19 protein-coding genes are annotated in these 23,323 nt (G+C 62.9%); 6 read left to right on the top strand and 13 right to left on the bottom strand.

Going from position 1 to position 23,323, the window contains the following annotated elements:
* The first annotated feature begins 12 nt into the window (after positions 1 to 12).
* Both folK and AC07OE_RS06405 read left to right on the top strand, forming a co-directional pair.
* Positions 13 to 495, top strand: coding sequence for a 2-amino-4-hydroxy-6-hydroxymethyldihydropteridine diphosphokinase (folK, locus tag AC07OE_RS06410; RefSeq protein ID WP_495069727.1), 483 nt, complete (start codon positions 13 to 15; stop codon positions 493 to 495).
* A gap of 71 nt (positions 496 to 566) precedes the next feature.
* Complete coding sequence (locus AC07OE_RS06405) at positions 567 to 2,150, top strand: methyl-accepting chemotaxis protein (protein ID WP_495069726.1); 1,584 nt, start codon at positions 567 to 569, stop codon at positions 2,148 to 2,150.
* A gap of 16 nt (positions 2,151 to 2,166) precedes the next feature.
* On the opposite strand, the gene AC07OE_RS06400 is transcribed toward AC07OE_RS06405, so the two are convergent.
* From AC07OE_RS06400 to AC07OE_RS06390, 3 genes are all read right to left on the bottom strand, one after another.
* Positions 2,167 to 2,625: a RidA family protein gene (locus AC07OE_RS06400; protein WP_495069725.1), complete on the bottom strand. Its 459-nt coding sequence runs from the start codon at positions 2,623 to 2,625 to the stop codon at positions 2,167 to 2,169.
* 65 nt (positions 2,626 to 2,690) lie between these two features.
* The gene (locus tag AC07OE_RS06395) at positions 2,691 to 3,692 is read right to left on the bottom strand and encodes a transglutaminase family protein (RefSeq protein WP_495069724.1); all 1,002 of its coding nucleotides are present in this window, start codon (positions 3,690 to 3,692) and stop codon (positions 2,691 to 2,693) included.
* Positions 3,692 to 6,244 carry a circularly permuted type 2 ATP-grasp protein gene (locus AC07OE_RS06390; RefSeq protein ID WP_495070081.1) on the bottom strand — a complete coding sequence of 851 codons (2,553 nt, stop codon included), beginning with the start codon at positions 6,242 to 6,244 and terminating at the stop codon, positions 3,692 to 3,694. The genes AC07OE_RS06395 and AC07OE_RS06390 overlap by 1 nt, the downstream gene beginning before the upstream one ends.
* A gap of 243 nt (positions 6,245 to 6,487) precedes the next feature.
* On the opposite strand from AC07OE_RS06390, the gene AC07OE_RS06385 reads away from it, so the two are divergent.
* Complete coding sequence (locus AC07OE_RS06385; protein ID WP_495069723.1) at positions 6,488 to 7,222, top strand: substrate-binding periplasmic protein; 735 nt, start codon at positions 6,488 to 6,490, stop codon at positions 7,220 to 7,222.
* Here AC07OE_RS06385 and AC07OE_RS06380 read toward each other — a convergent pair.
* The 6 genes from AC07OE_RS06380 to AC07OE_RS06355 all read right to left on the bottom strand — a co-directional run bounded on the left by AC07OE_RS06380 (position 7,215) and on the right by AC07OE_RS06355 (position 12,091).
* Positions 7,215 to 8,423: an EAL domain-containing protein gene (locus tag AC07OE_RS06380; protein WP_495069722.1), complete on the bottom strand. Its 1,209-nt coding sequence runs from the start codon at positions 8,421 to 8,423 to the stop codon at positions 7,215 to 7,217. The two genes, AC07OE_RS06385 and AC07OE_RS06380, sit on opposite strands and share 8 nt — an antisense overlap.
* Before the next feature lie 24 nt (positions 8,424 to 8,447).
* Entirely contained in the window at positions 8,448 to 8,873 is a 426-nt protein-coding gene (locus AC07OE_RS06375; protein ID WP_495069721.1) for a VOC family protein, read from the bottom strand.
* Between the two features lie 35 nt (positions 8,874 to 8,908).
* On the bottom strand, positions 8,909 to 9,616 hold the full coding sequence (locus AC07OE_RS06370) for a P-loop NTPase family protein (RefSeq protein ID WP_495069720.1): 708 nt from the start codon (positions 9,614 to 9,616) through the stop codon (positions 8,909 to 8,911).
* A gap of 78 nt (positions 9,617 to 9,694) precedes the next feature.
* Complete coding sequence (locus AC07OE_RS06365; protein WP_495069719.1) at positions 9,695 to 10,087, bottom strand: histidine kinase; 393 nt, start codon at positions 10,085 to 10,087, stop codon at positions 9,695 to 9,697.
* Between the two features lie 8 nt (positions 10,088 to 10,095).
* Positions 10,096 to 10,593: a GAF domain-containing protein gene (locus AC07OE_RS06360; protein ID WP_495069718.1), complete on the bottom strand. Its 498-nt coding sequence runs from the start codon at positions 10,591 to 10,593 to the stop codon at positions 10,096 to 10,098.
* A 70-nt stretch (positions 10,594 to 10,663) separates the two neighbouring features.
* Positions 10,664 to 12,091, bottom strand: coding sequence for a sensor domain-containing diguanylate cyclase (locus AC07OE_RS06355; RefSeq protein ID WP_495069717.1), 1,428 nt, complete (start codon positions 12,089 to 12,091; stop codon positions 10,664 to 10,666).
* Positions 12,092 to 12,268: 177 nt separating this feature from the next.
* On the opposite strand from AC07OE_RS06355, the gene AC07OE_RS06350 reads away from it, so the two are divergent.
* Positions 12,269 to 12,838 carry a cytochrome b gene (locus AC07OE_RS06350; RefSeq protein ID WP_495069716.1) on the top strand — a complete coding sequence of 190 codons (570 nt, stop codon included), beginning with the start codon at positions 12,269 to 12,271 and terminating at the stop codon, positions 12,836 to 12,838.
* Between the two features lie 79 nt (positions 12,839 to 12,917).
* Here the strand turns inward: AC07OE_RS06350 and AC07OE_RS06345 are convergent, their stop codons facing one another.
* The 4 genes from AC07OE_RS06345 to AC07OE_RS06330 form a co-directional block, all read right to left on the bottom strand.
* A complete protein-coding gene (locus AC07OE_RS06345) occupies positions 12,918 to 13,490 on the bottom strand; it encodes a hypothetical protein (RefSeq protein WP_495069715.1) in 573 nt (190 codons plus the stop codon).
* 255 nt (positions 13,491 to 13,745) lie between these two features.
* Positions 13,746 to 14,156 carry a hypothetical protein gene (locus AC07OE_RS06340; RefSeq protein WP_495069714.1) on the bottom strand — a complete coding sequence of 137 codons (411 nt, stop codon included), beginning with the start codon at positions 14,154 to 14,156 and terminating at the stop codon, positions 13,746 to 13,748.
* 262 nt (positions 14,157 to 14,418) lie between these two features.
* On the bottom strand, positions 14,419 to 15,300 hold the full coding sequence (locus tag AC07OE_RS06335; protein ID WP_495069713.1) for a hypothetical protein: 882 nt from the start codon (positions 15,298 to 15,300) through the stop codon (positions 14,419 to 14,421).
* A gap of 310 nt (positions 15,301 to 15,610) precedes the next feature.
* Positions 15,611 to 19,153, bottom strand: coding sequence for a transglutaminase family protein (locus AC07OE_RS06330; protein ID WP_495069712.1), 3,543 nt, complete (start codon positions 19,151 to 19,153; stop codon positions 15,611 to 15,613).
* Between the two features lie 154 nt (positions 19,154 to 19,307).
* Between AC07OE_RS06330 and AC07OE_RS06325 the strand changes: the two genes are divergently transcribed.
* Both AC07OE_RS06325 and AC07OE_RS06320 read left to right on the top strand, forming a co-directional pair.
* Positions 19,308 to 21,752: a DNA internalization-related competence protein ComEC/Rec2 gene (locus tag AC07OE_RS06325; RefSeq protein ID WP_495069711.1), complete on the top strand. Its 2,445-nt coding sequence runs from the start codon at positions 19,308 to 19,310 to the stop codon at positions 21,750 to 21,752.
* Positions 21,753 to 21,820: 68 nt separating this feature from the next.
* A complete protein-coding gene (locus tag AC07OE_RS06320) occupies positions 21,821 to 23,320 on the top strand; it encodes a circularly permuted type 2 ATP-grasp protein (protein ID WP_495069710.1) in 1,500 nt (499 codons plus the stop codon).
* Positions 23,321 to 23,323 lie beyond the last annotated feature (3 nt).

The following is a 23,323-nucleotide window of genomic DNA, read 5'->3' as shown; positions in this document are numbered from 1 at the left end:
ACGGTCCAGCCCATGCGCAGCCGGGTGCTGGCCTATATTGGCCTGGGCGCCAACCTGGGTGACCCGGTGCTCGCCCTGCAACTGGCGCTGCGCGATCTGGCAGCGGTGCCGCAAGTCACGCTTACGCAACAATCACCCTTCTACGGCAGTGCGCCGATGGACTCCAGCGGTCCCAACTACGTGAACGCGGTGGCCGAAGTGTCCACCTCCCTGACTGCGCCGGATTTGCTGCAGGTGCTGCAAAAGCTGGAGCTGAAAGCCGGGCGCGAACGCCCCTACCGCAACGCCCCCCGCACGCTGGACCTGGACCTGCTGCTGTACGGCAGCGCCTCCATTTGCAGCCCCACACTGACCGTGCCCCACCCCCGCATGCAGGAGCGGGCCTTTGTGCTGCGCCCGCTCGCGGACATTGCTCCGGCGCGGGTCGAAGCGGCGGCGCTGGCCCGTGTGCAGGACCAAGCGCTGTGGCTTTTGACGCCTGAGGGGGCAGGGTAAATCCGGTCATTTCTCCGTTCTGTGCGCACGGTTACCGTGATTTAATTACAGAATAATTAAAGGAGATTGGAATGCGTTTTGACCGACTGCGTTTGGCCACCAAGCTGTGGTCGGCCATGGGTTTGATGGTGCTGCTGCTGGCTGCCATCATTGCGTTCACCGCCCTGCAGTCCCGCAAATCCCGTGAAGCCTATGGCGCCGTCAACGCCGCCATGGTCGCCCAGATCAAGGCCGCCAACCAGTGGGCGGCTTTGGTGGACGTGAATGCGACGCGGGCGTATGCCGTGGTGGTGTCGGTCGACCCCGGCGTGGCCAAGGCCTTCAAGGATGAAATTGCGCAAGGCAATACCAAGATTGAGGAGCTGCAAAAAGCCATTGAAGCCGCCGACCCCACAGAAGCGGACAAGGCCCAACTGGCCAAAATTGTGGAATTGCGCAAGCAACTCGCCGATCTGACCAACCAGACGGCCTTGCTGAAAGTCACCAAACCCGCTGAGATGGGCGCGTTCGTGGAAACCCAATACCGTCCCGCCGTGTTGGCCCTGCAAAAGGCCCACCAGGACTTTGTGGCCATGCAGGACAGTGCCAACGACGCACTGCGTGACAGTTTTGAGTCCGAGGGACGCAAGCTCATCCTCATGTCCAGCCTGGGGCTGGTGGTACTGATCAGCGGCATTCTGGTGGGCGCGGGCTTTCTGATCCGTTCCATCAAGCAGCCTCTGCTGCAAGCCAACGACCTGGCCGCTCGCATCGCCGAAGGCGACCTGAGTGGTCACGTGGACGAAACCCGGGCGGACGAGTTTGGTGACCTGATGCGTTCGCTGGCGGCCATGAACCGCTCGCTGGGCCTGATGGTCTCGCAGGTCCGCCACAGCACCGACAGCATTGCCACGGCCAGCACCGAGATTGCCTCCGGCAACAACGACCTGGCCCAGCGCACTGAGCAGACTTCCAGCAACCTGGCGTCCACGGCGTCCAGCATGGACAGCTTGACGCATGCGGTGCGCATGAGCTCGGACAACGCCCACCAGGCTGCCACGCTGGCCGCCAATGCATCCAACGTGGCCCAGCGCGGGGGCGAGGTGGTGTCGCAGGTGGTCAGCACCATGCAGCAGATCGACGCCAGCAGCAAAAAGATCAACGACATCATTTCCGTCATTGACGGCATTGCCTTCCAGACCAATATCCTGGCGCTGAACGCGGCCGTGGAAGCCGCGCGTGCGGGTGAGCAGGGGCGCGGCTTTGCGGTGGTGGCATCTGAAGTGCGCAGTCTGGCCGGCCGCAGCGCCGAGGCCGCCAAGGAAATCAAGGGCCTGATCGGCACCTCGGTGGAAAAAGTCGAGTCGGGCACCAAGCTGGTGACCGATGCGGGCGCCACCATGCAGGAGATTGTGCAAAGCGTGCGCCGCGTGGTGGACGTGATTGGCGAGATCACCGCAGCGTCCAGCGAGCAGAGCGCGGGCATCGCCGAGGTGAACCAATCAGTGGGCAACCTGGACCAGATGACGCAGCAGAACGCCGCGTTGGTGGAAGAGAGTGCTGCCGCGGCCGAAAGCCTGCGCGACCAGGCCGCCCAACTAGCCCAGGCGGTGGCCGTGTTCAAGGTGGCGCCCAGTCTGGGCACCAACCATGGCTCGGCGCTGCTGTTGAACTAGTTGGTTGGGTTGTGGCTTAGGCCACTTCAGCGATCAGCTCGATTTCCACACACGCGCCCATGGGGATTTGTGCCACGCCAAAGGCGCTGCGCGCGTGCGCGCCCACCTGCGGGCCAAACACTTCACCCAGCAGTTCGCTGCAGCCGTTGGTCACCAGGTGCTGCTCGGTGAAGTCGCCCGTGGAGTTGACCAGGGACATGACCTTGACGACGCGCTTCACTTTGTTCAGGTCGCCCACCGCGGCGTGCAGCGTGCCCATCAGATCGATGGCGATGGCACGTGCAGCGGCTTTGCCTTCCTCGGTCGTGGTGTTCTTGCCCAACTGACCGACCCAGGGCTTGCCGTCTTTTTTGGCGATGTGGCCACTGATAAACACCAGGTTGCCGGTCTGCACGAAGGGCACATAGGCGGCAGCGGGCACGGCCACGGGTGGCAGGGTGATGTTCAGGGCGGTGAGTTTGTCGTAAATGCTCATGATGTTTCCTGTCATTTTCTATAAAAAGTGCTTCTAGCCCCCGTGGGTATTGCGCAAGCAGCTACTTAATTGATAGCGCCCTGGCTTTGGCTCTGACCACCACCCTGGGACTGGCTTTGCCCCTGGCTTGGTGTTTGCGCAGCCACAGCCGCGGGCTCGGAACGGCTATTGTCGCCGCGGATTTCTTCCACCGTCACACCCACGGTGAGTGTGTGGCTGGCGCCGCCGTGGATCACGCCACGCAGTGGTGACACATCGCCAAAGTCGCGCCCGGTGGCCACGGTCACATAGTCCACGCCCGGCGCATTCCAGCCCCAGCGGTTGTTGGTCGGGTCCAGGTCCACCCAGCGCTGGCCTTCAGGTAGGTCGCCCACATAGACGCTGACCCAGGCGTGCGAGGCATCGCTACCGATGAGCTTGACCTCGCCCGGCGCGGGCCGGGTCAGCAGGTAGCCGCTGACATAGCGCGCTGGCAGGCCCATGCTGCGCAGGCCAGCCAGCATGATGTGGGCAAAGTCCTGGCACACGCCCTTGCGCTGCTCCAGTGCCTGCAGGGCAGGGGTGTTGATCTGGGTGCTTTCGCTCTCGTAGGTGAAGTCGGCGTGGATGCGCTCCATCAGGTCCACCGCCACGGCCAGCACGCTGGCGCCCGCCACAAAGCTGGGCCTTGCGTAACCGGAGAACTCCTGGCGGCGCGGCACAAAGGGCGAGGCGAAGACGAATTCGGAGGCTGCCTCAAACGGTGTGTGGGCCTGGTAGCGCAGGCGGTCGCGCAGCTGCTCCCAGGGCTGGCTGCTCTCAGGCAGGGCGTGGGGGGCGGTGGTCACCAGGCTTTGGGCCTTCACCTCCAGCACTGTGTGCGGCACCTGCAGCGAGAAAAAACAGCGTGCATTGCCATACACGTCCACCGTGCTGCGTTGCTGCGCAGGCAGCGGGCTGATGGACAGGCTGTGGCTCAGCAGGTTCTGGCTGGCGTGCCGCAGCGGCTGCAGGTAGGCCACGTGCTGCGCCGTCTCGACGGCCGGCTGGTAGTCGTAGCGGGTGTTGTGCGTGACTTGCAACAGCATCAGGTGCCCACGCTGTGTTTGGTTTGGCCCGAGTGGGTGAAGTAGGTGGTGCTGATGTCCTCGGATACCTCAAAGGCGCAGTCGCTCAATCCCTCCAGCAAGGCGCGCAGCGCCGGTGCGCTGGGCTCGCCCTCGGGTGTTTCGCACAGGTGTGCCAGGTCCCAGGTATCGGGGTTGGGCACTTGCAGCGACATGGTGCTGAGCTCACCCGCCGGGCTTTGCGCCAGCTTGGCCAGGCGGCCACGCAGTGTGTGCGCCACCCAGGCCAGTGAGCGGGGGTTGTCACGGTCCAGCACCAGCAGGTCGGTCAACGCGGCAATGTCGCGACTCTGCTGGTACTGCGCATGGAAGGTGATGGTGCTGTCAAACAGCGTGAGCAGGGCCTCGAAGCCGCCGTCGGTGTCCACCGCACCGGTCTCAAAGCTGCGCGCCAGCGCGCTGGCCAGAAAGTGCAGGCGTTCCACATGGCGGCCAATGCTCAGCAGGCGCCAGCCGTCGTCCCGCGTCATGCGGTCGGTTTGCGCTCCGGTGATGGCGGCCAGCTGGTCGCTGACCTCACCCAGCACGCGCAGGGCCTGTGCGGGCGTGTAGTCGCTCTGGGCGGCCAGGCGTGCGCATTGGGAAAACAGCTCTTCCTCGGTGCGCACGATGGTGTGCCAGTGCTCTTGCGAGAGCCGCTCGCGCACCGTGGCGGCGGCCATCTTTAAGGCCCGCACATTGAAGCCCACGCTGGTGGCGCCCTCGGCCGAGGCCAGGCTGGCGATCAGTGTGCGTTCGAACACCCGGCGCGCCTGCACGGCCGATGGCGTGCCCGGCAGCACCAGGGTGTTAGCCACGGCTAACTGCGAGAGCCACTGCAGCAGTGGCGCCGAGGTCTGGTTTTCGCCGCCCAGGCATTCCAGGGTCAGGCGGGCCAGGCGCAGCGTGTTCTCGGAACGCTCGGTATAGCGTCCCAGCCAGTAGAGGTTTTCGGCCGCGCGGCTGGTCACCAGGCGCTTGCGCTGGGCCAGTACGGCGGGGGTCAGCGCCGTGGGCAGCAAGGTGGTGGTGTCGACTTCGCCCTCGGTCAGGGCCCAGACATCGGCACTGCTGCCGCCGCGCTGCATGCTGGCGATGTCCGCACTGGTGCCGGCCACGCGGGCCAGGCCGCCCGGCAGCACACGCCAGTGCGGGCGCCCCGAGGCGTCCAGGCCGTCGGAGACGGCAAACACCCGCAGCAGCACCGAGCGTGACACCATGGTGCCGCGCTGGCCGGGGCCGCTGCTGTGCCAGGTGGGCATTTGCGACAGCGGCATATAGGCCTGTACCGTGTGGTCCTCGCTCTGGCGCATGATGCGGCCAGCCCAGGCGTCCAGCGCTGTCTGGCCCAGGCTGTGGCCAATCACCGATTCAAAGCTGGTGTGGATGGCCGAGCCGGGGTAGGTGGGTTTGATGGTGTGCTCGCGCAAGCGGGCCAGCGCGTCTTCCATGGCGCTGCGCTCGCCGCACCACCAGGTGGGCAAGGCCGGCAGGCTCAGTTCCTCGCCCAGCGCATGGCGTGCCAGTGCCGGCAAAAAACCCAGCAGCGCGGGGGACTCCAGGAAGGCCGAGCCGGGTGCATTGGCCACCAGCACATTGCCCGCGCGGATGGCCTGCAGCAGACCGGGCACGCCCAGCGTGGAGTCGGGGCGCAGCTCCAGTGGGTCCAGGTACTGGTCGTCCACCCGTTTGAGCAGGCCGTGCACCGGCACCAGACCGCGTAGGGTACGCAGGAACAGGCGTTCGTCGCGCACGATGAGGTCACTGCCTTCCACCAGACTCAGTCCCAGGTAGCGGGCCAGGTAGGCGTGCTCGAAATAGGTTTCGTTGTACGGGCCCGGTGTCAGCAGGGCGATGTGGGCATCGGCGCCGGCCGGACAGTGCGCCTTGAGGCTGTCCATCAGCGCGCGGTAGGTACCGGCCAGGCGCTGCACCTTGAGCGCCTGAAAGGCCTGTGGAAACTGGCGCGACACCGCCAGCCGGTTCTCCAGCAAATAGCCCAGGCCACTGGGAGCCTGGCTGCGCTGGCCCACTACCCACCAGTTGCCGTCAGGCCCGTGGGCCAGGTCAAACGCGGCCACATGCAGATGGCGCCCGCCCACGGGGCGCACGCCGGCCATGGGGCGCAGGTAACCTGGGTGGCCATGCACCAAAGCGGGGGGCAGCAGGCCCTGGGCCAGGTAGGTCTGCGGGCCGTAGACGTCGGCCATCACGGCCTCCAGCAGGCGCATGCGTTGCTGCACCCCGGCTTCGATGTGCTGCCAGCTGGGGGCATCCACCACCAGCGGGAACAGGTCCAGCGACCAGGGGCGCTGGGGACCCTCGGCATCGGCATACACGTTGTAGGTGACGCCGTTGTCACGGATCTGGCGCTGCAGACTGGCGGCGCGCGCGTCCATGTCGGTGCCGCTTGGGGTTTCCAGATTGGAGAAGAATTGGCCCCAAGCCCCCGTGAATTCTGCGCCAGCAGCTATGGAATTGGTAGCGGATTGGGCGTCGGCAGTGCTGTGGCCACCTGCTTTGGCGGCGGTCATGCCGCGCAGCTCGTCGTAGTGTTCGGCCGCAGCCGTGCAGGCGCGCGCGCTGGCCAGCACGTCGGTGGAGGGGGACGCAGGGTCCACAGGGCGGGAATCGGAAGAGGAAATCACTGGCGCAGAGTATGCCAGCGCATGGGGCCTGGCATGGCCGGGAGGCACGCAAGCCCCGTGCCCGCCCGGTTTCTCAAAAAGGGCGCTACCATGACGAAAACATGCCGCAAACGCAACGTTGGAGACCTTATGGCAATTGTGTGGCGAAGCTTGGTGGTACTAGGGCTTGGGCTGGGCTTGTGGGTCCATCTGGCCCCGCAGGCGATGGCGGCTGACTACAAAATGTCCACCCTGGAATGGGCACCCTATACGGGTGCCGGTTTGCCCGGCCTGGGTTTCGTATCTGCCACCATTACCGAAGCCCTGAAGGCCACCTCCACCTCGGTGGCCATCGAGTTTTTCCCCTGGTCCCGGGCCGTGCGTCTGGTCGAAACCAACTCGCCCTACATTGGTTTTTTCCCCGCCTACTACTCGCGCGAACGCGCCGCCCGCTACCTGTTTTCCGAACCCATAGGCCGTAGCACCATGGTGTTTCTGGAGCGTATGGACAGCCCCGTGCACTGGACAAGCTACGACGACCTGGTGGGTCGGCACATTGGCGTGGTGCGTGGCTTTGTCAACACCGAAGAGCTGGATGCCCGCATTGCCCAGAAGACCGTGCTGGCCGAGGAGACGCCGGACGACCGCAGCAACATCCTCAAGCTGGCGGCCGGTCGGGTCGACTTAGTGGTGATCGACAGCCACGTCTACCAGCATTTGGTGCGCATCGACCCCGAGGTGGGTCGGGTGGCCCATCTGTTGCAGACCAATGCCAAGGTGCTGGAGGTGAAAAACCTCTATGTATGTTTTCAGCGCACACCGGCCGGCGAGAAGGCCCTGCGCGCGCTGAACACCGGCTTGCGCAAGGTGCGCCCGGCTATGTAGGGGCAGCGCCCAGCAGGTCTTGCAGCGGCAGGGGGCGCGCGTAGTAATAGCCCTGGCCGTAGTCGCAGCCCATGCTGGCCAGCATGGCGCCGGTCTTGGCGTCTTCAATGCCCTCGGCCACGGTGGCAATGCCCAGCAAGCGTGAAAGTTCCAGCGCCGATTTGATGATCTGGAAACTGCGTTCCGAATCGTGCATTTGCGCCACAAAGGCGCGGTCAATCTTGATGGCTGTGAAGGGCAGGGTCTGCAGGTAGTCCAGCCCGGCATAGCCCGTGCCAAAGTCGTCCAGTGCAATGCCCACGCCCATGGTGCGCAGCTGCGCAATCGCGCTAGAGACCAGCTCCACACTGCTGATGATGACGGTCTCGGTCAGCTCAATGCGCAGCTCGGAGGCCGCGATGTGTGAGCTCGCAATACAGTCGCGAATGCTTTCCACAATGCCGGGGTTGCACAGCTCGGGCGCCGACAGGTTGACGCTGACAAAGGGCGCGCTGTGCGCCGTGGCGCAGCAGCGCTGGCGCAGCAGCGGCCAGTCGGTGGTGGCGCGCTTGAGTACCCACTGGCCGATGCGGTGTACCAGGCCGGTTTTTTCGGCCAGGGGAATGAATTCGTCGGGCCGCACCACGCCCAGCTGCGGATGGCGCCAGCGCACCAGGGCCTCAAACCCTGCCAGAGACCCGTCGGTCAGCCGCACAATGGGTTGGTAGTACAGGTCTAGCTGGCCGCGGTCGATCGCATCAGACAGGTCGTGTGCCAGCGACAGCGTGCGCACCGCTGCCGCATGGAGATCGGTGGCGGCCGATGCCTCGGCGGCTGGGGGCAGGGTGGGGGGCAAGGCCGCGTCAGCGCCCTGGGTTTGGTTGCGAAAGCGCTCCAGCAGCAGGCGCAGCAGGTACTGGATCACCGGGTCCGCCCGGACCAGCAGTTCCTCCACGTGGGTGCGGTCGATGCGGACCAGTGTGGTGGGGATCAGGGCGCGCACGGTGGCGGTACGGGCCTGGCGGTCCAGCAGGGCCACCTCACCAAACATGGCGCCCTGCGCCAGCACGGCCACACGCTGCTGGGCCGACGGTGGGCCCACCAGCACTTCCACGCATCCCGACTCGATCACATAGGCAGATTCACCGGCGTCGCCCACGCTGAACACCGTGACGCCTGCATCGAACACTTCGCGTCCGAATTCGCTGATCAATGTTTCCATGGGGCACCTGTTCAGAGAGGGAGGCTATTTGGCAAACAACTGGCCCATGTCTTTGAAGGCCTTGAACTCCAGCGCGTTGCCGCAGGGGTCCAGCAGGAACATGGTGGCTTGCTCGCCCACTTGACCCTGGAAGCGGATACCGGGCTCCAGCACAAAGGCCGTGTTGCGGCTTTTCAGCCGTTCGGCCAGTGCGTGCCAAGTGTCCCAGGCCAGCACCACGCCAAAGTGCGGCACCGGCACGTGGTGGCTGTCCACCTCGTTGGTGTGGGCGTGGGTTTGTGAATCGTTCTTGGGTGCCAGGTGGATCACCAGCTGGTGGCCGAAGAAGTTGAAGTCCACCCATTGGGCGCTGCTGCGGCCTTCTGCACAGCCAAATACCTCGCCATAAAACTGGCGCGCAAGGGCCAGGTCATAGACGGGAATGGCCAGGTGAAAAGGCTGCAACGACATCGGTGGACTCCCTCTAAACAATGCTGGCCTGCATGCTAACCCAGCGGCAGTGTGTCCAGTGTGGCGTAGGTGGTTTTGAGCCAGGTTTTGACGCGCTGGCGCTCCAGCATGCCCAGGCCGTCCTCGCCACCCTTGTGGGTGATGGCGGCCCAGAAGCTGGCGTTCTGCCGGTCAATCTTGCGCATGCTGGCTTCGTGCAACTGGTTGAGTGAAACCACGTGCCCGCCGAGTGCCACGGCCTTCTTGAGCGCTGCGGAGTCCTGTAGTTGCGAGAAATCGCTGCCGCGACCCAGGTTTTTCACCACGATGTAGTTGGGCCCCGGACCATAGGTGGCCACCAGGCGGTCCAGCAGGTCCACCGAGTCCTTGCCCGCGTCAGCCACGTGCCAGAAATTCACGGTGACGCCCAGGCTGGCCATCAGCGAGACCAGGTCCGAGTCCTTGACCCAGCGCGCCAGCGGCAGTGCGGTTTGCGCGGCCAGGTCCACGATTACGTTGGGGTAGGTGCCCTCAATCGGTTCATCCTCAAAGACCCCCGCCACCAGGTCCAGGCCTTCGTAGGTGTCCACCACCACAGGGGCGGCGTAATCGGCATAGAAGCGCGTGAAGGAGTTGTGTGAGCGGTCGGTGTCAAAGCCGGTGAAGGCGCGGCCCTGGTCGATGAAGTACTGTGCCAGCACGCGGGCCACCACCGATTTGCCCACCCCGCCTTTTTCGCCGCCTATGAAATTGATCGAGGCCATGTGTGTGTTTCCTTGTGAAAGACCCTGAGTATGCAAGTTGCGTGCTAGGGCTGTGTGACAAGGCCACCGTTCGACGAATCAGGCCATGGCCGGTTGGGTCAACAGGTCGATGGTGGAGACGACATCGCGAATCTTGAACGGCTTGAGCAGGATGCGGCGCACGTCCAGCACCTTGAGTCGTTGGGCCAGGTGCACGTCACACAGGGCGGCCGTAATGGCCACAGGCGTGCTGGCCTGGCTTTTGAACGCGCTGCCGCGCAGGCCTTGTATCAGCTCCAGTGCTGCGGTTTCGTCCTCCAGTGAGGTGATCATGCCGCTAAAAGGCTGCGTTTCCAGCTGCTGCTGCGCACTGCGGATGCTGGTCACCAGGCGGACCTTGGGCATGTTCAGCTGGCGTGCGGTGGACACGATGATGTTGCCCACCATGGCGCTTTGTTCCACCAGCAGAATGTCGTGGGTGTGCAATGGCATTGCGTTGCTCACTGTGGCGTGGCGCTGCGCACCAGTTCTTCCACCACGAGGTCGCGCAGCGACACCAGGATGGCCAGCCCGATGGCATCCATTTCCTTGGGCTGGCTGTCAAAGATGCACAGCGTACCGACGTTGTGCCCCGTGGGCAGTGTCAAGGGCGCACCGGCATAAAAGCGAATGTGCGGTGGCCCGGTCACAATGGGGTTGTCTGCAAAGCGGGGGTCTTGTCCCGCATCCGGCACCACCAGGGGTGTGTTTTTGAGGATGGCATGACCGCAGAAAGAAGTCTCGCGCGGTGACTCGCCTTGTTCCTCGCCATAGGCGGCCTTGAACCATTGGCGCTCCGAGTCCACCAGGGAAACCCGTGCCGACGACACGTCGAACTCTTCAGCCGCAAAGGCCACGATGCGGTCAAACCGCTCTTCGGGCGGCGTGTCCAGAATCAGCAGCGCACGCAGCGCCTGCAGGCGATCGTCCTCGTTGCTGGGGATGGGGGCAGGGGTCATGGTGGTGTTCCTTGCGGGGCCCAGGTAAGGCCGGTACGGCGCCATTTTGGCACTGACACCTGCGGCGTGGCTAGGCGCAAACTACCCGGTTGCGCCCCAGGTTCTTGGCGCGGTACAGGCTTTCGTCAGCTGCGGCAATGAGCTGCTGCGCCGTCATGTCCATGCGCAGCAGCAGTACCGCCACACCACCGCTGATGCTGACGTGGGAGCCCACGGAGGATTGCACATGGGGAATTTGCAGTCGCAACACCGCCTCACGCGCGGCTTCTGCAATGCGGGCCGCCCCGGCCAGCTCGGTGTCTGGCAGGATGAGCGCAAATTCTTCACCCCCATAGCGCACGGCCTTGTCCGCCGGGCGGTTGCAGCACGACTGGATAGCCGCTGCCACTTGCTGCAGGCAGGCGTCGCCAATCTGGTGGCCATAGTGGTCGTTGTAGGCCTTGAACTGGTCCACATCGCACATGACCAGGGCTAGGGCACGGTTGTAACGACCCGCCACGGCAATCTGCTCGGCCAGGTACTCGTCGAAAAAGCGCCGGTTGGCCAGTTCAGTCAGACCGTCGTGTCGGGACAAATGGGCCAATTGCGTGTTGGCCGCACGCAGGGCCACCGAGAGGCGCACCAATTGGGCATAGTGCTTGCCATCCTCAATGAGCAGCACCATGAGCAAACAGCTGGCGGCCAGCAGGCCGTAAATCCGCCCCACATACCAGCCCAGGTCGTAGCGACCGGTATTCAGCAGTGCAGCCAATGCGATATCGAACAGCCATACGCACATCACCACCATCAGCCAGACGTCCAGCACGGTGTGGGGCTTGCGACGCCAGAGGCCCGCCAGTGCGACCAAGCTCAGCAGCCACACACCGATCAGCACGCCATGCCCCAGGGCGGTGGTCACGTTGCCTTGGAGAAACTCGGGGATGTAGGCTTGGCCGCGGGTGGCAAAGACGAAGTAGGCCAGTACCACGGCCAGAACCGCGCCAACGCTGCCCAAAATGGGTACGCGGGCCTTCTGGCGCGAGCGTCCGCCGGGCAGTGGGAGTGCAGGGCTGGCACCGTTGGTCTGCAACCGCGTGTAGGCCATGACAAACAGCGGAAACCCTGCGTGCCAGAACATGTACAAGGCCGACGTGCTCTGCGGGCCGGCGCCAAACAGGCCGGGTGGGGCAAACAGGCCGGGAAAAATGATGGCATAGGTGATGGTGACGCAGGCGGTGAACAGATACCCCGTTGCCGCTGCCAACAGCGCCCATGAGCGCAACACGCTGTACTGTCCGAACAGCAGAGCTGCGGTGATCAGGTCACAGATCACCAGGCAGGACACATAGATGGGGATGAAGGCCGGAAACTGGGCCAGCGGTGTTCTTGCAAACGGCACAGCACACAGGAACACCAGAGCAGACGCCAGCACGGCGACCCATGCGTAGCGGTTCTCACGGCGCCCAGCGGGCTTGGTCGAGAGGAATGCCCAGCTCTCGTCTGACAGGTCGACTCGCATGCTTGTTTTCTCAAATCCCAGTCTTTTTTGGCTGTTCCAACGTGATTCGCATGTTAATCCGTACGTCTCCGCACGTCGATAGGCCCCGGCCGAGCGGGTTCACGCAAGGCTAGCCATGCCTTAATGTTCGGTTAACAATGGTTGCTCACAATGGCTTCATTCACTTTGGACCCACCTATGAACAAGACCTCTTCGACCCACTACGACACGGCGAGTCGTATCCTGCACTGGATCACGGCGGTGGCCGTGACCATTGCCTTCATCCTTGGGCCCGGCGGGTTTGGGCGCCTGATGCGAAATGGCGTCGACCCGGCCACGCGCAGCGACATCGTTTGGCACGAGTCGCTGGGTCTGTTGGTGTTTGCCTTGACCCTGCTGCGGCTGGTCTGGGTGGCCTTTCGGCCTGCTGCACCGCAATTTGCCATGGCGGGCTGGATGCAGTGGGCGTCGAAGCTGGTGCACGTTGCGCTGTGGGTGCTGCTGCTGGCGCTGCCCGTGACGGCCATTCTGGCGTTGGGCAGCGAAGGGCATCCGCTGACACTGCTGGGTGGCGTGCGTGTGGACCAGATGCCCCTCATCGCCAATTCCTCCATTGCCGAGCTGGCGGACTGGGGCGATGTGCATGGCTTTTTAGGCGACGCCATCATCTGGCTGGCCGCTGCCCATGCCGGCGCTGCGATCTTTCACCACCTGGTGCTCAAGGACGGCGTGCTTCTGGCCATGTTGCCCAAAATGCGCCGCCGTTGAGTGGTTACCGGAAAAGCATCAACAGGGCGGGCATGTGGGCGCCCGCACACAGCGACCCGAAGCAATCGTTAGGTGATTGTCATGAAACAGGGCGAATACAAGCTTCCCCGCCCGATGTGGCGTCAACAGACTGGAGTGTGGACAAGTTGGGCCAACCGGTCCGGAACTTTTCCGTTGTGATTGAAAGGTCTCGGCACAGGCGGCTCAAGAACAACATTTCCATTGCCGAGCCATTGGAAGCAGGGGCGATGTATGTTTGCGCTGCGTAGTTGCCGATGTAGAGCGCGGTCATAGGCTTTACTTCAATCGTCCCAGCAACTACCGGGGAAGAAAAGTCTTTGCGATCCGCTTCCAAGCCTGAGCAGTTCTTCGCGACGAATTGTTTGATTTGATAGTTGCCGGGTGGGATTGGGAACACAGACACGGGATCGGACCTAGAGAACGCCAGAAACCGCTCCTCCGCAGTCCCTACCTCCTTGAGGATGAAGCCCGCTCCGAAGTTGCAGTTCTGGTCTGACTTAGGAAGCTGGAAAATCCCATAGACATAACCACTGCCTGGGTCTGACGGTGCGAATTTATTCGCCATCGGTGCGCTGCATGAAGCCAGCATTAAAGAGGCTGCTGCGAGTAATAGGGAGTATTTGAGGTTCATGGGCTTTCGTTGGATGAAAAACTTAATTTGGTACGCAGATAGAACTGGAGTGAACACTACGGAGTCAATGAGTCGGAAACGAACATGTCGCAGTGCGAGGGATAGGGTGGTCCTTTATGCTGACCAAAGAGATCATCTCCCCCATTCTGTCGATTCTGCGAAGGTCTGCTTTAGCTGCGTGGTTGAGGCGACGATAGACTGACTGCAGACATTCGCGGCGCTCCAAAGCAGTCGTTGCGTACGAGTGAGCCGTCGTTACATGACGCCAAGCGCTCGCTTTGTTTCATCTGGGAAAGTGTCGAATTTACGGTGCAACTGGTCATGTTTCGGCGCACCGGAATCAATGGTTTTAGATATTAGGTCGAAAGTAACCGAGCCGTGTGGGCCTCGTTGTTTACCTTCGTATACGTCGAACTCAAGTGTGTTCTTCTGTGCATTGAAGGTTGCGATAATTTTGAACCCGATTGGCGGTGGGCCGCCAACGATGGCGCCAACACCATCCGTGCCTAGATATATCGCTTGGCCCTCGAATAGCAGTTGGCCTTTCAGCACAGCGCCGTCGGTAGCCCAGACACCAACTAAGTCTGACGGAATTTGGTCAGCAGCAAAGGCTGCGCTTGCACAAACAACGAGTGCAAGGCTAAGCGAGGCGCGGGTTAAGGACATTGGATTTCCTGTGGTTATTGCCAAATTCGTATCAAACTGGAGGACACCGTCGTAAGACCGCTACCGTCGCGAAGCCGAGGCGTCTACAGACTGTTAACCGACTTTCACAAAGCTCCAAAGCAGTCGTTCGACGGCGGACAGTAGGCCCAAGAACCGACTGATGGGAAGTCAGCGTCGATCGCCGTATCAGATGTTACAGGCTGCTTTTAATTGGACACTGGTGAACTTCAGGTATTCAGCGATGGTCGGTGCGGTCATTCTTCTACTCTCCCTTGGGTATCAATACTTTGTCTACAAACTTACGGGTGGCTTCATCAGAGCCAACGTAGTGGGCTGGGCATTTATTTGCGGTCAGCCACTCTGTCAGGCGTATGCCGCGAGGCCGATACGCGTAGCGGGTCATCTCTGCGAGCACTTCATTGGTCTTTAAGTCCAGCACTTTGACGGTGCTGCTGGCTACACCGATGGCACGTTCCTCTGGAATGACGTGGTCCTCAAACGTCACTCCATAGCGAGGGAGCGGTACGGTAGCGAAGGATTTATCGAGAACGTAGCTGTACACGTTCAAGTCGTAGTTGGGGTTCTTGTCCAATTCGACTTTGACGTTGTAAGCCGTGACATCTTTTTTGCCTGTTACTTTCCAAATACCCTTGATTCGAATACGCTGACCATCAGCGGCATCTGCATCTATCACGTCAACATAGCGATAACCGGGCAAGCCACCCATGCGTTTCTCAGGTGCGATGTATCCTCGATGCTCTCTAGTAATTGGATTCTTGCTGCCGTCGTTATTGCCGGTTCCATACTCGTACCCCAAAAATGTCTTGATGTAATCATCGGCATAACTTTCGATTGCAAACGCAGCCCCGGGCCACATTGGATCTTCCAACTGGGTCTGGCTGCGATCCGGCCGCACCTTCATCAGTAGTACGCCTTCAACATCCGGCACAGTGCGATAGATTTTTTCGCCCGCAACAGTCTTGCACTTCTCCTCGTAATATGCCTTTCCTGCCTGGGACATTGCAGACACTTTGTCGCGGTCAGTGGAGGACACCTGAAGGCCGTTTTGGCAGGCGCTTGCAAGAACGGTGAACACCAAGATGGTAGTGAACTTGGTGGTTCGGGCTACTGTTGCCGCTTTCATATACGGCGTTCTCCTCAACGTGCTTGAAATGTGTGTGCTGTCAAGCCAAAACTTGTAGGATCTTCTAGCGCAGCTTTTATCCGAACAATTCTCACATCACAGTGGGCACTAGCCCATCCCCCATTCGGGTGAATATTTGAATGTCGGCTTTCGCCGCAAAGCTGCCCCCTCTGCACTACCCGCAGTCTTTCATCAGCTCACCAAGCGCGCCAGCACTATGCTGGCACCGAGAACAGCAGAAGCGCTATCTATTCGATAGCTGCTTGCGCATATTCCACGGGGGCTAACGCCTTATTTGTCCAGTGGGCGTCTAGCCCCTGCGCAAATCCCGGGTGAACGGGAATTCCTTGCTGCCTGCCACATGGATGGTGGCGGGTGGCACTACCAGCGTGCCGGGCGTGTGGCCCATGGCCGCAAAGCGGGCGAGGCGGCGGCTCTCTGCCTCATAGCTGTTCACAGGGAAGGTGTCGTAGTTGCGCCCGCCGGGGTGGGCCACAAAGTACTGGCAGCCGCCCAGCGAACGCTTCATCCAGGTGTCCACGATGTCGAACGTGAGCGGTGCGTGCACGCCGATGGTGGGGTGCAGGCTGCTGGGCGGGTTCCAGGCCTTGTAGCGCACAGCGGCCACAAATTCGCCCACGGTGCCTGTGCTCTGCATGGGTAGGGCCTGGCCATTGCAGGTCACCACATAACGGCTTTCGTTCAGGCCGGTTACACGTATTTCAATGCGCTCCAGGCTGGAGTCCACGTAGCGCGCGGTGCCGCCGGCCGAGCTTTCCTCGCCCATCACATGCCAGGGCTCCAGCGCGTTGCGCAGCGTCATTTCCACGCCGGCCGCCTTGACCGCGCCCAGCAGTGGGAATCGGAATTCGTAGTGCGGGGCAAACCAGCTGCTGTCAAACGCGTAGCCAGCCAAGTTCATGTCGGCCATCACGTCGTCAAAGTCCATTTTGATGAAGGTGGGCAGCATGTAACGGTCGTGCAGCTCGGTGCCCCAGCGGGTGACGGGGGCCTTGTACGGTGTCTTCCAGAAGCGCGCCACCAGCGCGCGCAGCAAGAGCTGCTGCACACTGCTCATGTGCGGATGCGGTGGCATTTCAAACGCGCGCAGCTCCAGCAGGCCCAGGCGGCCGGTGCTGGAGTCGGGCGAATACATCTTGTCGATGGAAAACTCGCTGCGGTGGGTGTTGCCGGTCACGTCAATGAGGATGTTGCGCAGCGTGCGGTCCACCAGCCAGGGCGGCATGGTCTGGCCATACAGCTCGCGGTTCTTGTAGATTTGTTCGATGGCAATTTCCAGCTCGTAGAGCTGGTCGTTGCGCGCCTCGTCCACGCGCGGGGCCTGGCTGGTGGGGCCCACAAACATGCCGCTGAACAGGTAGCTCAAGGACGGGTGGTTGTGCCAGTAGAGCAGCAGGCTGGCCAGCAGCTCGGGCTTGCGCAAGAACGGGCTGTCGGCCGGCGTGGCGCCGCCCATCACAAAGTGGTTGCCGCCACCGGTGCCGGTGTGGCGGCCGTCGGTCATGAACTTCTCGGCCGACAGGCGCGACTCAAACGCGGCGTTGTACAAAAACTCGGTGTTGTAGACCAGCTCTTTCCAGTTGGTGACCGGGTGGATGTTGACCTCGATGACGCCGGGGTCGGGGGTGACCTGCAGCAGCTTGAGGCGTGGGTCGCGCGGGGGCGGGTAGCCCTCCAGCACGATCTGCATTTTCAGCTCGGTGGCGGTGGCCTCAATCGCGGCGAGCAGGTCCAGATAGTCTTCCAGGCGCTCCAGCGGCGGCATGAAGATGTACATCACGCCGGACTTTTCGCCCACGGCCTCGGCCTTGGGGCCGCTGGCCCGGCGAGGGTCGCGCACTTCCACACACAGCGCGGTGCGTGTGATCCAGTGGGCGGATTCAAAGCGGCTGGGTGCTTCGGCGTAGCGCGCAGGTTCCGGCTGAAGGGCACTTTGGGCGTTGAGTGCAACGCTGCTGTCTCCATGGCGGGCGGCGCTTGCCGGGGTTTGCAGCTTGCGGCTCGCTTCGGACGCGGCCAGGTTGCCTGCGAGGTAGGGCAGGCCGGTGGGCGACACGCCGCTCGAGCCAGATGCAGACACCTTCACCGCAGGCGCATAGCGCGCGGCAAACGTGGAGTGCTGGGGCAGCGCGCCGCGTTCCACCGTGGGGTCGCGTTCCACCATGTAGGGGTAGTCGGCCTGGCTGACCCAGGGCAGCGAGTCCAGCGGCAGGCGCAAGCCCATGGGCGAGTCGCCGGGCATGAGGTACATGCGCTCGTCGCGGAAGAACCAGGGGCCTGTGGTCCACATGGGGCCGGCCAGTGAGGGGTTCAGGCCTGCCGAGTCCGCCACCTTCAGCGGCAGCACATAGCCCACGGCGGAGTCGAGCTTTTGCTCGAACACGCGGCGCAGGCGGGCGCGTTCCATCTCGTCGTCCAGCTTGGCGTTGAAAGGGTCCACATTGACGGGCAGGCGGCGTTCGCGCCACAGGTAGTACCAGGTGTCCTCATAGCCGGCCTGCACGTACTTGTCGGTCAGGCCCAGCTTGCCCGCCAGGGTGCGGATGAAGTAGCCCGCATCTTCAGCTGTGTAGTGGGTGGGTTTGCGTTCGTCGGTAAACAGCGCGGGGTTGTTCCACACCCGCTGTTTGTCCGCACGCCAGTAGATGTTGAGAGCCCAGCGTGGCAGTTGTTCTCCGGGGTACCACTTGCCCTGGCCAAAGTGCAGGAAGCCGCCCTGGCCGTATTCGTCGCGCAGCTTGTGCACCAGCTCGGTGGCAAAGCCACGCTTGGTGGGGCCCAGGGCATCGGTGTTCCATTCGGCGGCGTCGCGGTCATTCACCGCCACAAAGGTGGGTTCGCCGCCCATGGTCAGGCGCACGTCGTCCGCCACCAGCTCGGCGTCCACCCTGTCGCCCAAGGCCATCACGCTGGCCCATTGCTCGGGGGTGTAGGGCTTGGTGACGCGCGGGGATTCGTAGATGCGGGTGACCTGCATGTGGTGGCTGAACTCGACCTCGCATTTGTCCACGCCGCCTTCGATGGGGGCGGCGCCACTGGGCTGCGGCGTGCAGGCCAGCGGAATGTGGCCTTCGCCCGCCAGCAGTCCGCTGGTGGCGTCCAGACCGATCCAGCCAGCGCCGGGCAAATACACCTCGCACCAGGCGTGCAGGTCGGTGAAGTCGACCTCGGTGCCGCTGGGGCCATCCAACGACTTCACATCGGGGGCGAGCTGGATCAGGTAGCCTGACACGAAGCGTGCTGCCAGCCCGCAGTTGCGCAGCAGCTGCACCAGCAGCCAGGCCGAGTCGCGGCAAGAGCCAGAGCCCAGTGCCAGCGTCTCCTCCGGCGTTTGCACACCAGGCTCCATGCGGATGGTGTAGTCCACCGACTTGTGGACCATGGTGTTGAGGTCGACCAGAAAGATCACGCTGCGCCGCTTGGTGCGGTCGATCTTGTCCAGGTAGGCCTGCACCAGGGGTGTTACCGGGTCCGCGGCCAGGTAGGGCGCCAGCTCCTGCTTGAGCTCGGGGGCGTAGGTGAAGGGAAATTCTTCGGCCTCGGGTTCCAGGAAGAAGTCAAACGGGTTATAGACCGCCATCTCAACCACCAGGTCCACCGTGACCTTGAATTCCTTGGTCTTTTCGGGGAACACCAGGCGACCCTGGTAGTTGGCAAACGGGTCTTGCTGCCAGTTGATGAAGTGGGTGGCGGGCTCGACTTTGAGCGAATACGACACCACCTTGCTGCGGCAGTGGGGGGCAGGGCGCAGGCGGATGACCTGGGGACCGAGATTGACCAGTCGGTCGTAGGTGTAGTGGGTGACGTGGTTCAGCGCTGCGTGAATGGACATGGGCCGGTCTCTCGGTAATCTCACTGGGAAGCCTGTGCAGCGGTAGCTGCACCAACACCATACTAACAATCGATGTTGACAGGGGGTAAAGCAAGTCCTGCGCCATACCGCAGGCCGTCTCGGGAGGTGCTCGGAGCCGGGTTAGCATGCAGCCATGTTCTCTGTCGCCTATCGCACCAGCGCCTGGCCCCGCACGGTGTTTGCGGCGCTGCTGGGCGTGGTGTTGGGGACGGCACTGCAGTTGCTGCAGTCCGAGCTCTGGTCGGCCTGGGTCTACATAGGGCTTGGGTTGCTAGCCCTCGTCGTTTATGCGCAGATAGCTCCTAAAACAATAGCATTGCGGCATGCCGCGAGCGCGGTGTTGCTGGCTGGCATGGCGCTGGGTTTTGGTACCACCGGCCTGCGTGCCGCGGCATTTGCCAGTAGCACCTTGAACCCCAGCCTGGAGGGGGCTGATCTGCGCGTGACTGGCGTGGTGACCGACATGCCCCAGCGCTCGGAGGCGGGCCTGCGCTTTCGCCTGGCCGTGGAGCAGGCGCTGCTGGACGGCAGAGCCGTGGAGGTGCCGGCGCGCATGGATGTGGGGTGGTACGCCGGCGGCTATGCACTGGCGGGTGAGCATGCAGGGTTGCAGCGCGTACCTGCCGAGGTGCAGGCGGGCGAACGTTGGACGCTGACCCTGCGCCCCAAGGCACCCCATGGAGGCATCAACCCCCATGGCTTTGACTTTGAACTGTGGTTGTGGGAGCAGGGCGTGCAGGCTACGGCCTATGTGCGGGCGGGCGACAAAGATGTGCCGCCCCAGCGCCTGGCCCAGACCTGGAGCGCCCCGGTGGCGCTGGCGCGGCAGGTACTGCGCGACCGCATTCTGGCGGCAGTGTCCGACAGGCGCGCCGCCGGGCTCATGGCCGCCCTGGTGGTGGGGGATCAGGCCGCGGTGGACCGCAGTGACTGGGATGTGTTCCGGGCCACGGGCGTCAGCCACCTGGTCTCCATCTCCGGGCTCCACATCACCATGTTTGCCTGGGGGGCGGCGTGGCTCACGGGTTGGCTGTGGCGGCGCTCACGGCGCCTGTGCCTGGCGGTGCCTGCGCCGTCTGCTGCGCTGGTTGGCGGGGTGCTGCTGGCCAGTGCCTATGCGGTGTTTGCCGGCTGGGGCGTGCCCGCGCAGCGCACCTGCCTGATGCTGGCCACTGTGACCCTGCTGCGCCTCTCGGGCGCGCGCTGGCCATGGCCGCTGGTGTGGATGCTGGCCTGCGCCGTGGTGGTGGCGCTTGACCCGTGGGCGCTGTTGCAGGCCGGGTTCTGGCTTAGCTTTGTCGCGGTGGGCGTGCTGTTTGCTACAGATTCAGGAGCTGCTCGTAAAGAAGATACGGGGGCTGCCGGCCGATTTGGCTCCAAGGTATGGGCCATGCTGCGGGAACAATGGGTCATCACGCTGGCATTGGCGCCGCTGACCTTGCTGCTGTTTGGGCAACTGTCCGTGGTGGGGCTGGTGGCCAATTTGCTGGCGATTCCGTGGGTCACGCTGGTGGTGACGCCGTTGGCCATGCTGGGGGCGCTGGTGCCGGGGCTGTGGGATGGCGCCGTGTGGGCCATCGCCTTGTTGTGGCAGTGGCTGGCCTGGTTGGCAACGTGGCCGGGTGCGGCGCTGACGCTTCCTCTGCCACCCCCGGGGTTGGGGCTTGTGGCGGTGATCGGTGGCATTGTGTTGGTGCTACCCGTGCCCTGGCAGGTGCGGGCGTTGGGTGTTCCGCTGGTGTTGGTCACGCTGCTGTGGCGCCCGGCCTTGCCGGCTCCTGGTCAGTTCGAGCTGTTGGTGGCGGACATTGGGCAAGGCAATGCGGTGCTAGTGCGCACCGCCCAGCACGCGCTGCTGTTTGACGCCGGGCCGCGCTACAGCCTGGAGAGCGATGCGGGCCACCGCGTGTTGGTGCCATTGCTCAAAGCATTGGATGTGGCGCTGGACACAGTGGTACTCAGCCACCGCGACATCGACCACGTGGGAGGTGCCGCCGCTGTGCTGGCCATGCAGCCCGGAGCCGCCTTGCTGAGTTCGATCGAGGCCGATCACCCCCTGCAGCAGTTGCGCACAGCCCAGCGCTGTGAGGCTGGTCAGCATTGGGAGTGGGACGGTGTGCAGTTCGAGGTGCTGAGCCCGCAGCCTGCCGACTATGGGGCCAGCCCGCCGCCCAAACCCAATGCGCTGTCCTGCGTGTTGCGCATCAGCAATGGTGTCCGCACTGCGCTGTTGGTGGGGGACATTGAAGCGGCGCAAGAGGCACGTTTGGTGCAGGCTTGGCAGGGCACCAACCACCTGCATGCTAATGTGTTGCTGGTACCCCACCACGGCAGCAAGACCTCCAGCACACCCGAATTCCTGCAGGCCGTGGCGCCGCAATGGGCGCTGGTGCAGGCCGGGTATCGCAACCGCTTTGGCCACCCTGCGGCACCGGTGGTGGAGCGCTATACACAGGCGCGCATCAATTTGGTGTCATCGCCCCGTTGTGGTGCCATGCGCTGGCACTCGGAGCAGCCCCAAAATGTGGCATGTTCCCGGGAGGAGGATCGTCGTTACTGGCATCATCATGTGCCATAGTGGTGCATAAGCAGAGCGTAGGGGCCGTGGCACTAAGCTTGCATACAGCGTGTTCAGAGAGGTCTTTTATGCGGAAATTCGACGAGATGTACACCCAGCTTCCCTACGAGTTTTTCACTCAGGGCAAGCAGATACGAGACCACTACAAGATTTACGACGAATGGCTGGCGCGCCAACCTGGCGACATGATGGCCAAGCGCCGTGAAGAAGCGGAAATGATCTTCCGCCGCGTGGGCATCACCTTCGCCGTATACGGCGAGAAGGACGAGGATGGCGCTGGCACCGAACGCCTGATTCCGTTTGACCTGATCCCCCGCATCATTCCCGCGCACGAATGGTCCAGCATGGAGAAGGGCCTGACACAACGTGTCACGGCGCTGAACCGCTTCATCCACGACATCTACCATGACCAGGAAATACTGAAAGCCGGCATCGTCCCGCGCGAGCAGATCGAGGGCAATGCCCAGTACCGTCCCGAGATGGTGGGCGTGGATGTCCCCAACAACATCTATTCCCAAATCAGCGGCATCGACATCGTGCGCGCACCGGACGACAAGGGTAACGGCGAGTACTACGTGCTGGAAGACAATCTGCGCGTGCCCAGTGGCGTGAGCTACATGCTGGAAGACCGCAAGATGATGATGCGGCTGTTCCCGGACCTGTTCAGCGCACACCGGGTGGCGCCCATTGCGCACTACCCCGACCTGTTGCTGGAAACCCTGCGCGCCAGCAGCCCGGCCACCACGGCAGAGCCCACGGTGGTGGTGCTCACGCCCGGCATGTACAACAGCGCCTACTTTGAACACGCCTTCCTGGCCCAACAAATGGGCGTGGAGTTGGTCGAAGGGCAGGACCTGTTTGTGAAGGACAACTTCGTCTACATGCGCACCACTCGGGGGCCGCGCCGGGTGGACGTGATCTACCGCCGCGTGGACGATGATTTCCTGGATCCGACGGTGTTCCGTCCCACATCCACACTGGGATGCGCCGGCCTGCTGGGCGCCTACAAGGCGGGCAACGTGACCATTTGCAATGCGGTGGGTACCGGCATTGCAGACGACAAGTCCATCTACCCCTATGTGCCCAAGATGATCGAGTTCTACCTGGGTGAGAAGCCCATCCTGAACAATGTGCCCACCTACATGTGCCGCAACAAGGACGATCTGGCCTACACGCTGGCGAACCTGAAAGACCTGGTGGTGAAAGAGGTGCACGGTGCGGGTGGCTACGGCATGCTGGTGGGGCCCGCATCCACCAAGGCCGAGATTGAGGACTTCCGCAAGGCGCTGGAAGCCAACCCCAGTGGCTACATCGCACAACCCACGCTCAGCCTCTCCAGCTGCCCGACCTTTGTGGAGAGTGGCATTGCACCGCGCCACATCGATCTGCGGCCTTATGTGCTGAGCGGCAAGACGGTGCAGATGGTGCCCGGTGGCCTGACCCGCGTAGCCCTCAAGGACGGCTCGCTGGTGGTGAACTCCTCACAGGGCGGGGGTACCAAGGACACCTGGATCCTGGAAGACGATGCACCTGCGGTGGCCACTGCGACCCAAACCCAAAAACAATAAGCG

The sequence above is a fragment of the Rhodoferax sp. GW821-FHT09E07 genome (genome assembly GCF_059416145.1).
Note: the sequence above shows the minus strand (reverse complement) of the source record. Positions and strands in the feature narration are given on the sequence as shown.

What these genes read in the sequence shown, in the direction of transcription:
- AC07OE_RS06395 (WP_495069724.1), bottom strand. Translation starts at nt 3,692, where the DNA reads ATGCTGTTGCAAGTCACGCACAACACCCGCTACGACTACCAGCCGGCC.
- AC07OE_RS06330 (WP_495069712.1), bottom strand. Translation starts at nt 19,153, where the DNA reads ATGTCCATTCACGCAGCGCTGAACCACGTCACCCACTACACCTACGAC.
- AC07OE_RS06340 (WP_495069714.1), bottom strand. Translation starts at nt 14,156, where the DNA reads ATGTCCTTAACCCGCGCCTCGCTTAGCCTTGCACTCGTTGTTTGTGCA.
- AC07OE_RS06350 (WP_495069716.1), top strand. Translation starts at nt 12,269, where the DNA reads ATGAACAAGACCTCTTCGACCCACTACGACACGGCGAGTCGTATCCTG.
- AC07OE_RS06355 (WP_495069717.1), bottom strand. Translation starts at nt 12,091, where the DNA reads ATGCGAGTCGACCTGTCAGACGAGAGCTGGGCATTCCTCTCGACCAAG.
- AC07OE_RS06405 (WP_495069726.1), top strand. Translation starts at nt 567, where the DNA reads ATGCGTTTTGACCGACTGCGTTTGGCCACCAAGCTGTGGTCGGCCATG.
- AC07OE_RS06345 (WP_495069715.1), bottom strand. Translation starts at nt 13,490, where the DNA reads ATGAACCTCAAATACTCCCTATTACTCGCAGCAGCCTCTTTAATGCTG.
- AC07OE_RS06385 (WP_495069723.1), top strand. Translation starts at nt 6,488, where the DNA reads ATGGCAATTGTGTGGCGAAGCTTGGTGGTACTAGGGCTTGGGCTGGGC.
- AC07OE_RS06390 (WP_495070081.1), bottom strand. Translation starts at nt 6,244, where the DNA reads ATGACCGCCGCCAAAGCAGGTGGCCACAGCACTGCCGACGCCCAATCC.
- AC07OE_RS06325 (WP_495069711.1), top strand. Translation starts at nt 19,308, where the DNA reads ATGTTCTCTGTCGCCTATCGCACCAGCGCCTGGCCCCGCACGGTGTTT.
- folK (WP_495069727.1), top strand. Translation starts at nt 13, where the DNA reads ATGCGCAGCCGGGTGCTGGCCTATATTGGCCTGGGCGCCAACCTGGGT.
- AC07OE_RS06320 (WP_495069710.1), top strand. Translation starts at nt 21,821, where the DNA reads ATGCGGAAATTCGACGAGATGTACACCCAGCTTCCCTACGAGTTTTTC.
- AC07OE_RS06360 (WP_495069718.1), bottom strand. Translation starts at nt 10,593, where the DNA reads ATGACCCCTGCCCCCATCCCCAGCAACGAGGACGATCGCCTGCAGGCG.
- AC07OE_RS06370 (WP_495069720.1), bottom strand. Translation starts at nt 9,616, where the DNA reads ATGGCCTCGATCAATTTCATAGGCGGCGAAAAAGGCGGGGTGGGCAAA.
- AC07OE_RS06335 (WP_495069713.1), bottom strand. Translation starts at nt 15,300, where the DNA reads ATGAAAGCGGCAACAGTAGCCCGAACCACCAAGTTCACTACCATCTTG.
- AC07OE_RS06400 (WP_495069725.1), bottom strand. Translation starts at nt 2,625, where the DNA reads ATGAGCATTTACGACAAACTCACCGCCCTGAACATCACCCTGCCACCC.
- AC07OE_RS06380 (WP_495069722.1), bottom strand. Translation starts at nt 8,423, where the DNA reads ATGGAAACATTGATCAGCGAATTCGGACGCGAAGTGTTCGATGCAGGC.
- AC07OE_RS06365 (WP_495069719.1), bottom strand. Translation starts at nt 10,087, where the DNA reads ATGCCATTGCACACCCACGACATTCTGCTGGTGGAACAAAGCGCCATG.
- AC07OE_RS06375 (WP_495069721.1), bottom strand. Translation starts at nt 8,873, where the DNA reads ATGTCGTTGCAGCCTTTTCACCTGGCCATTCCCGTCTATGACCTGGCC.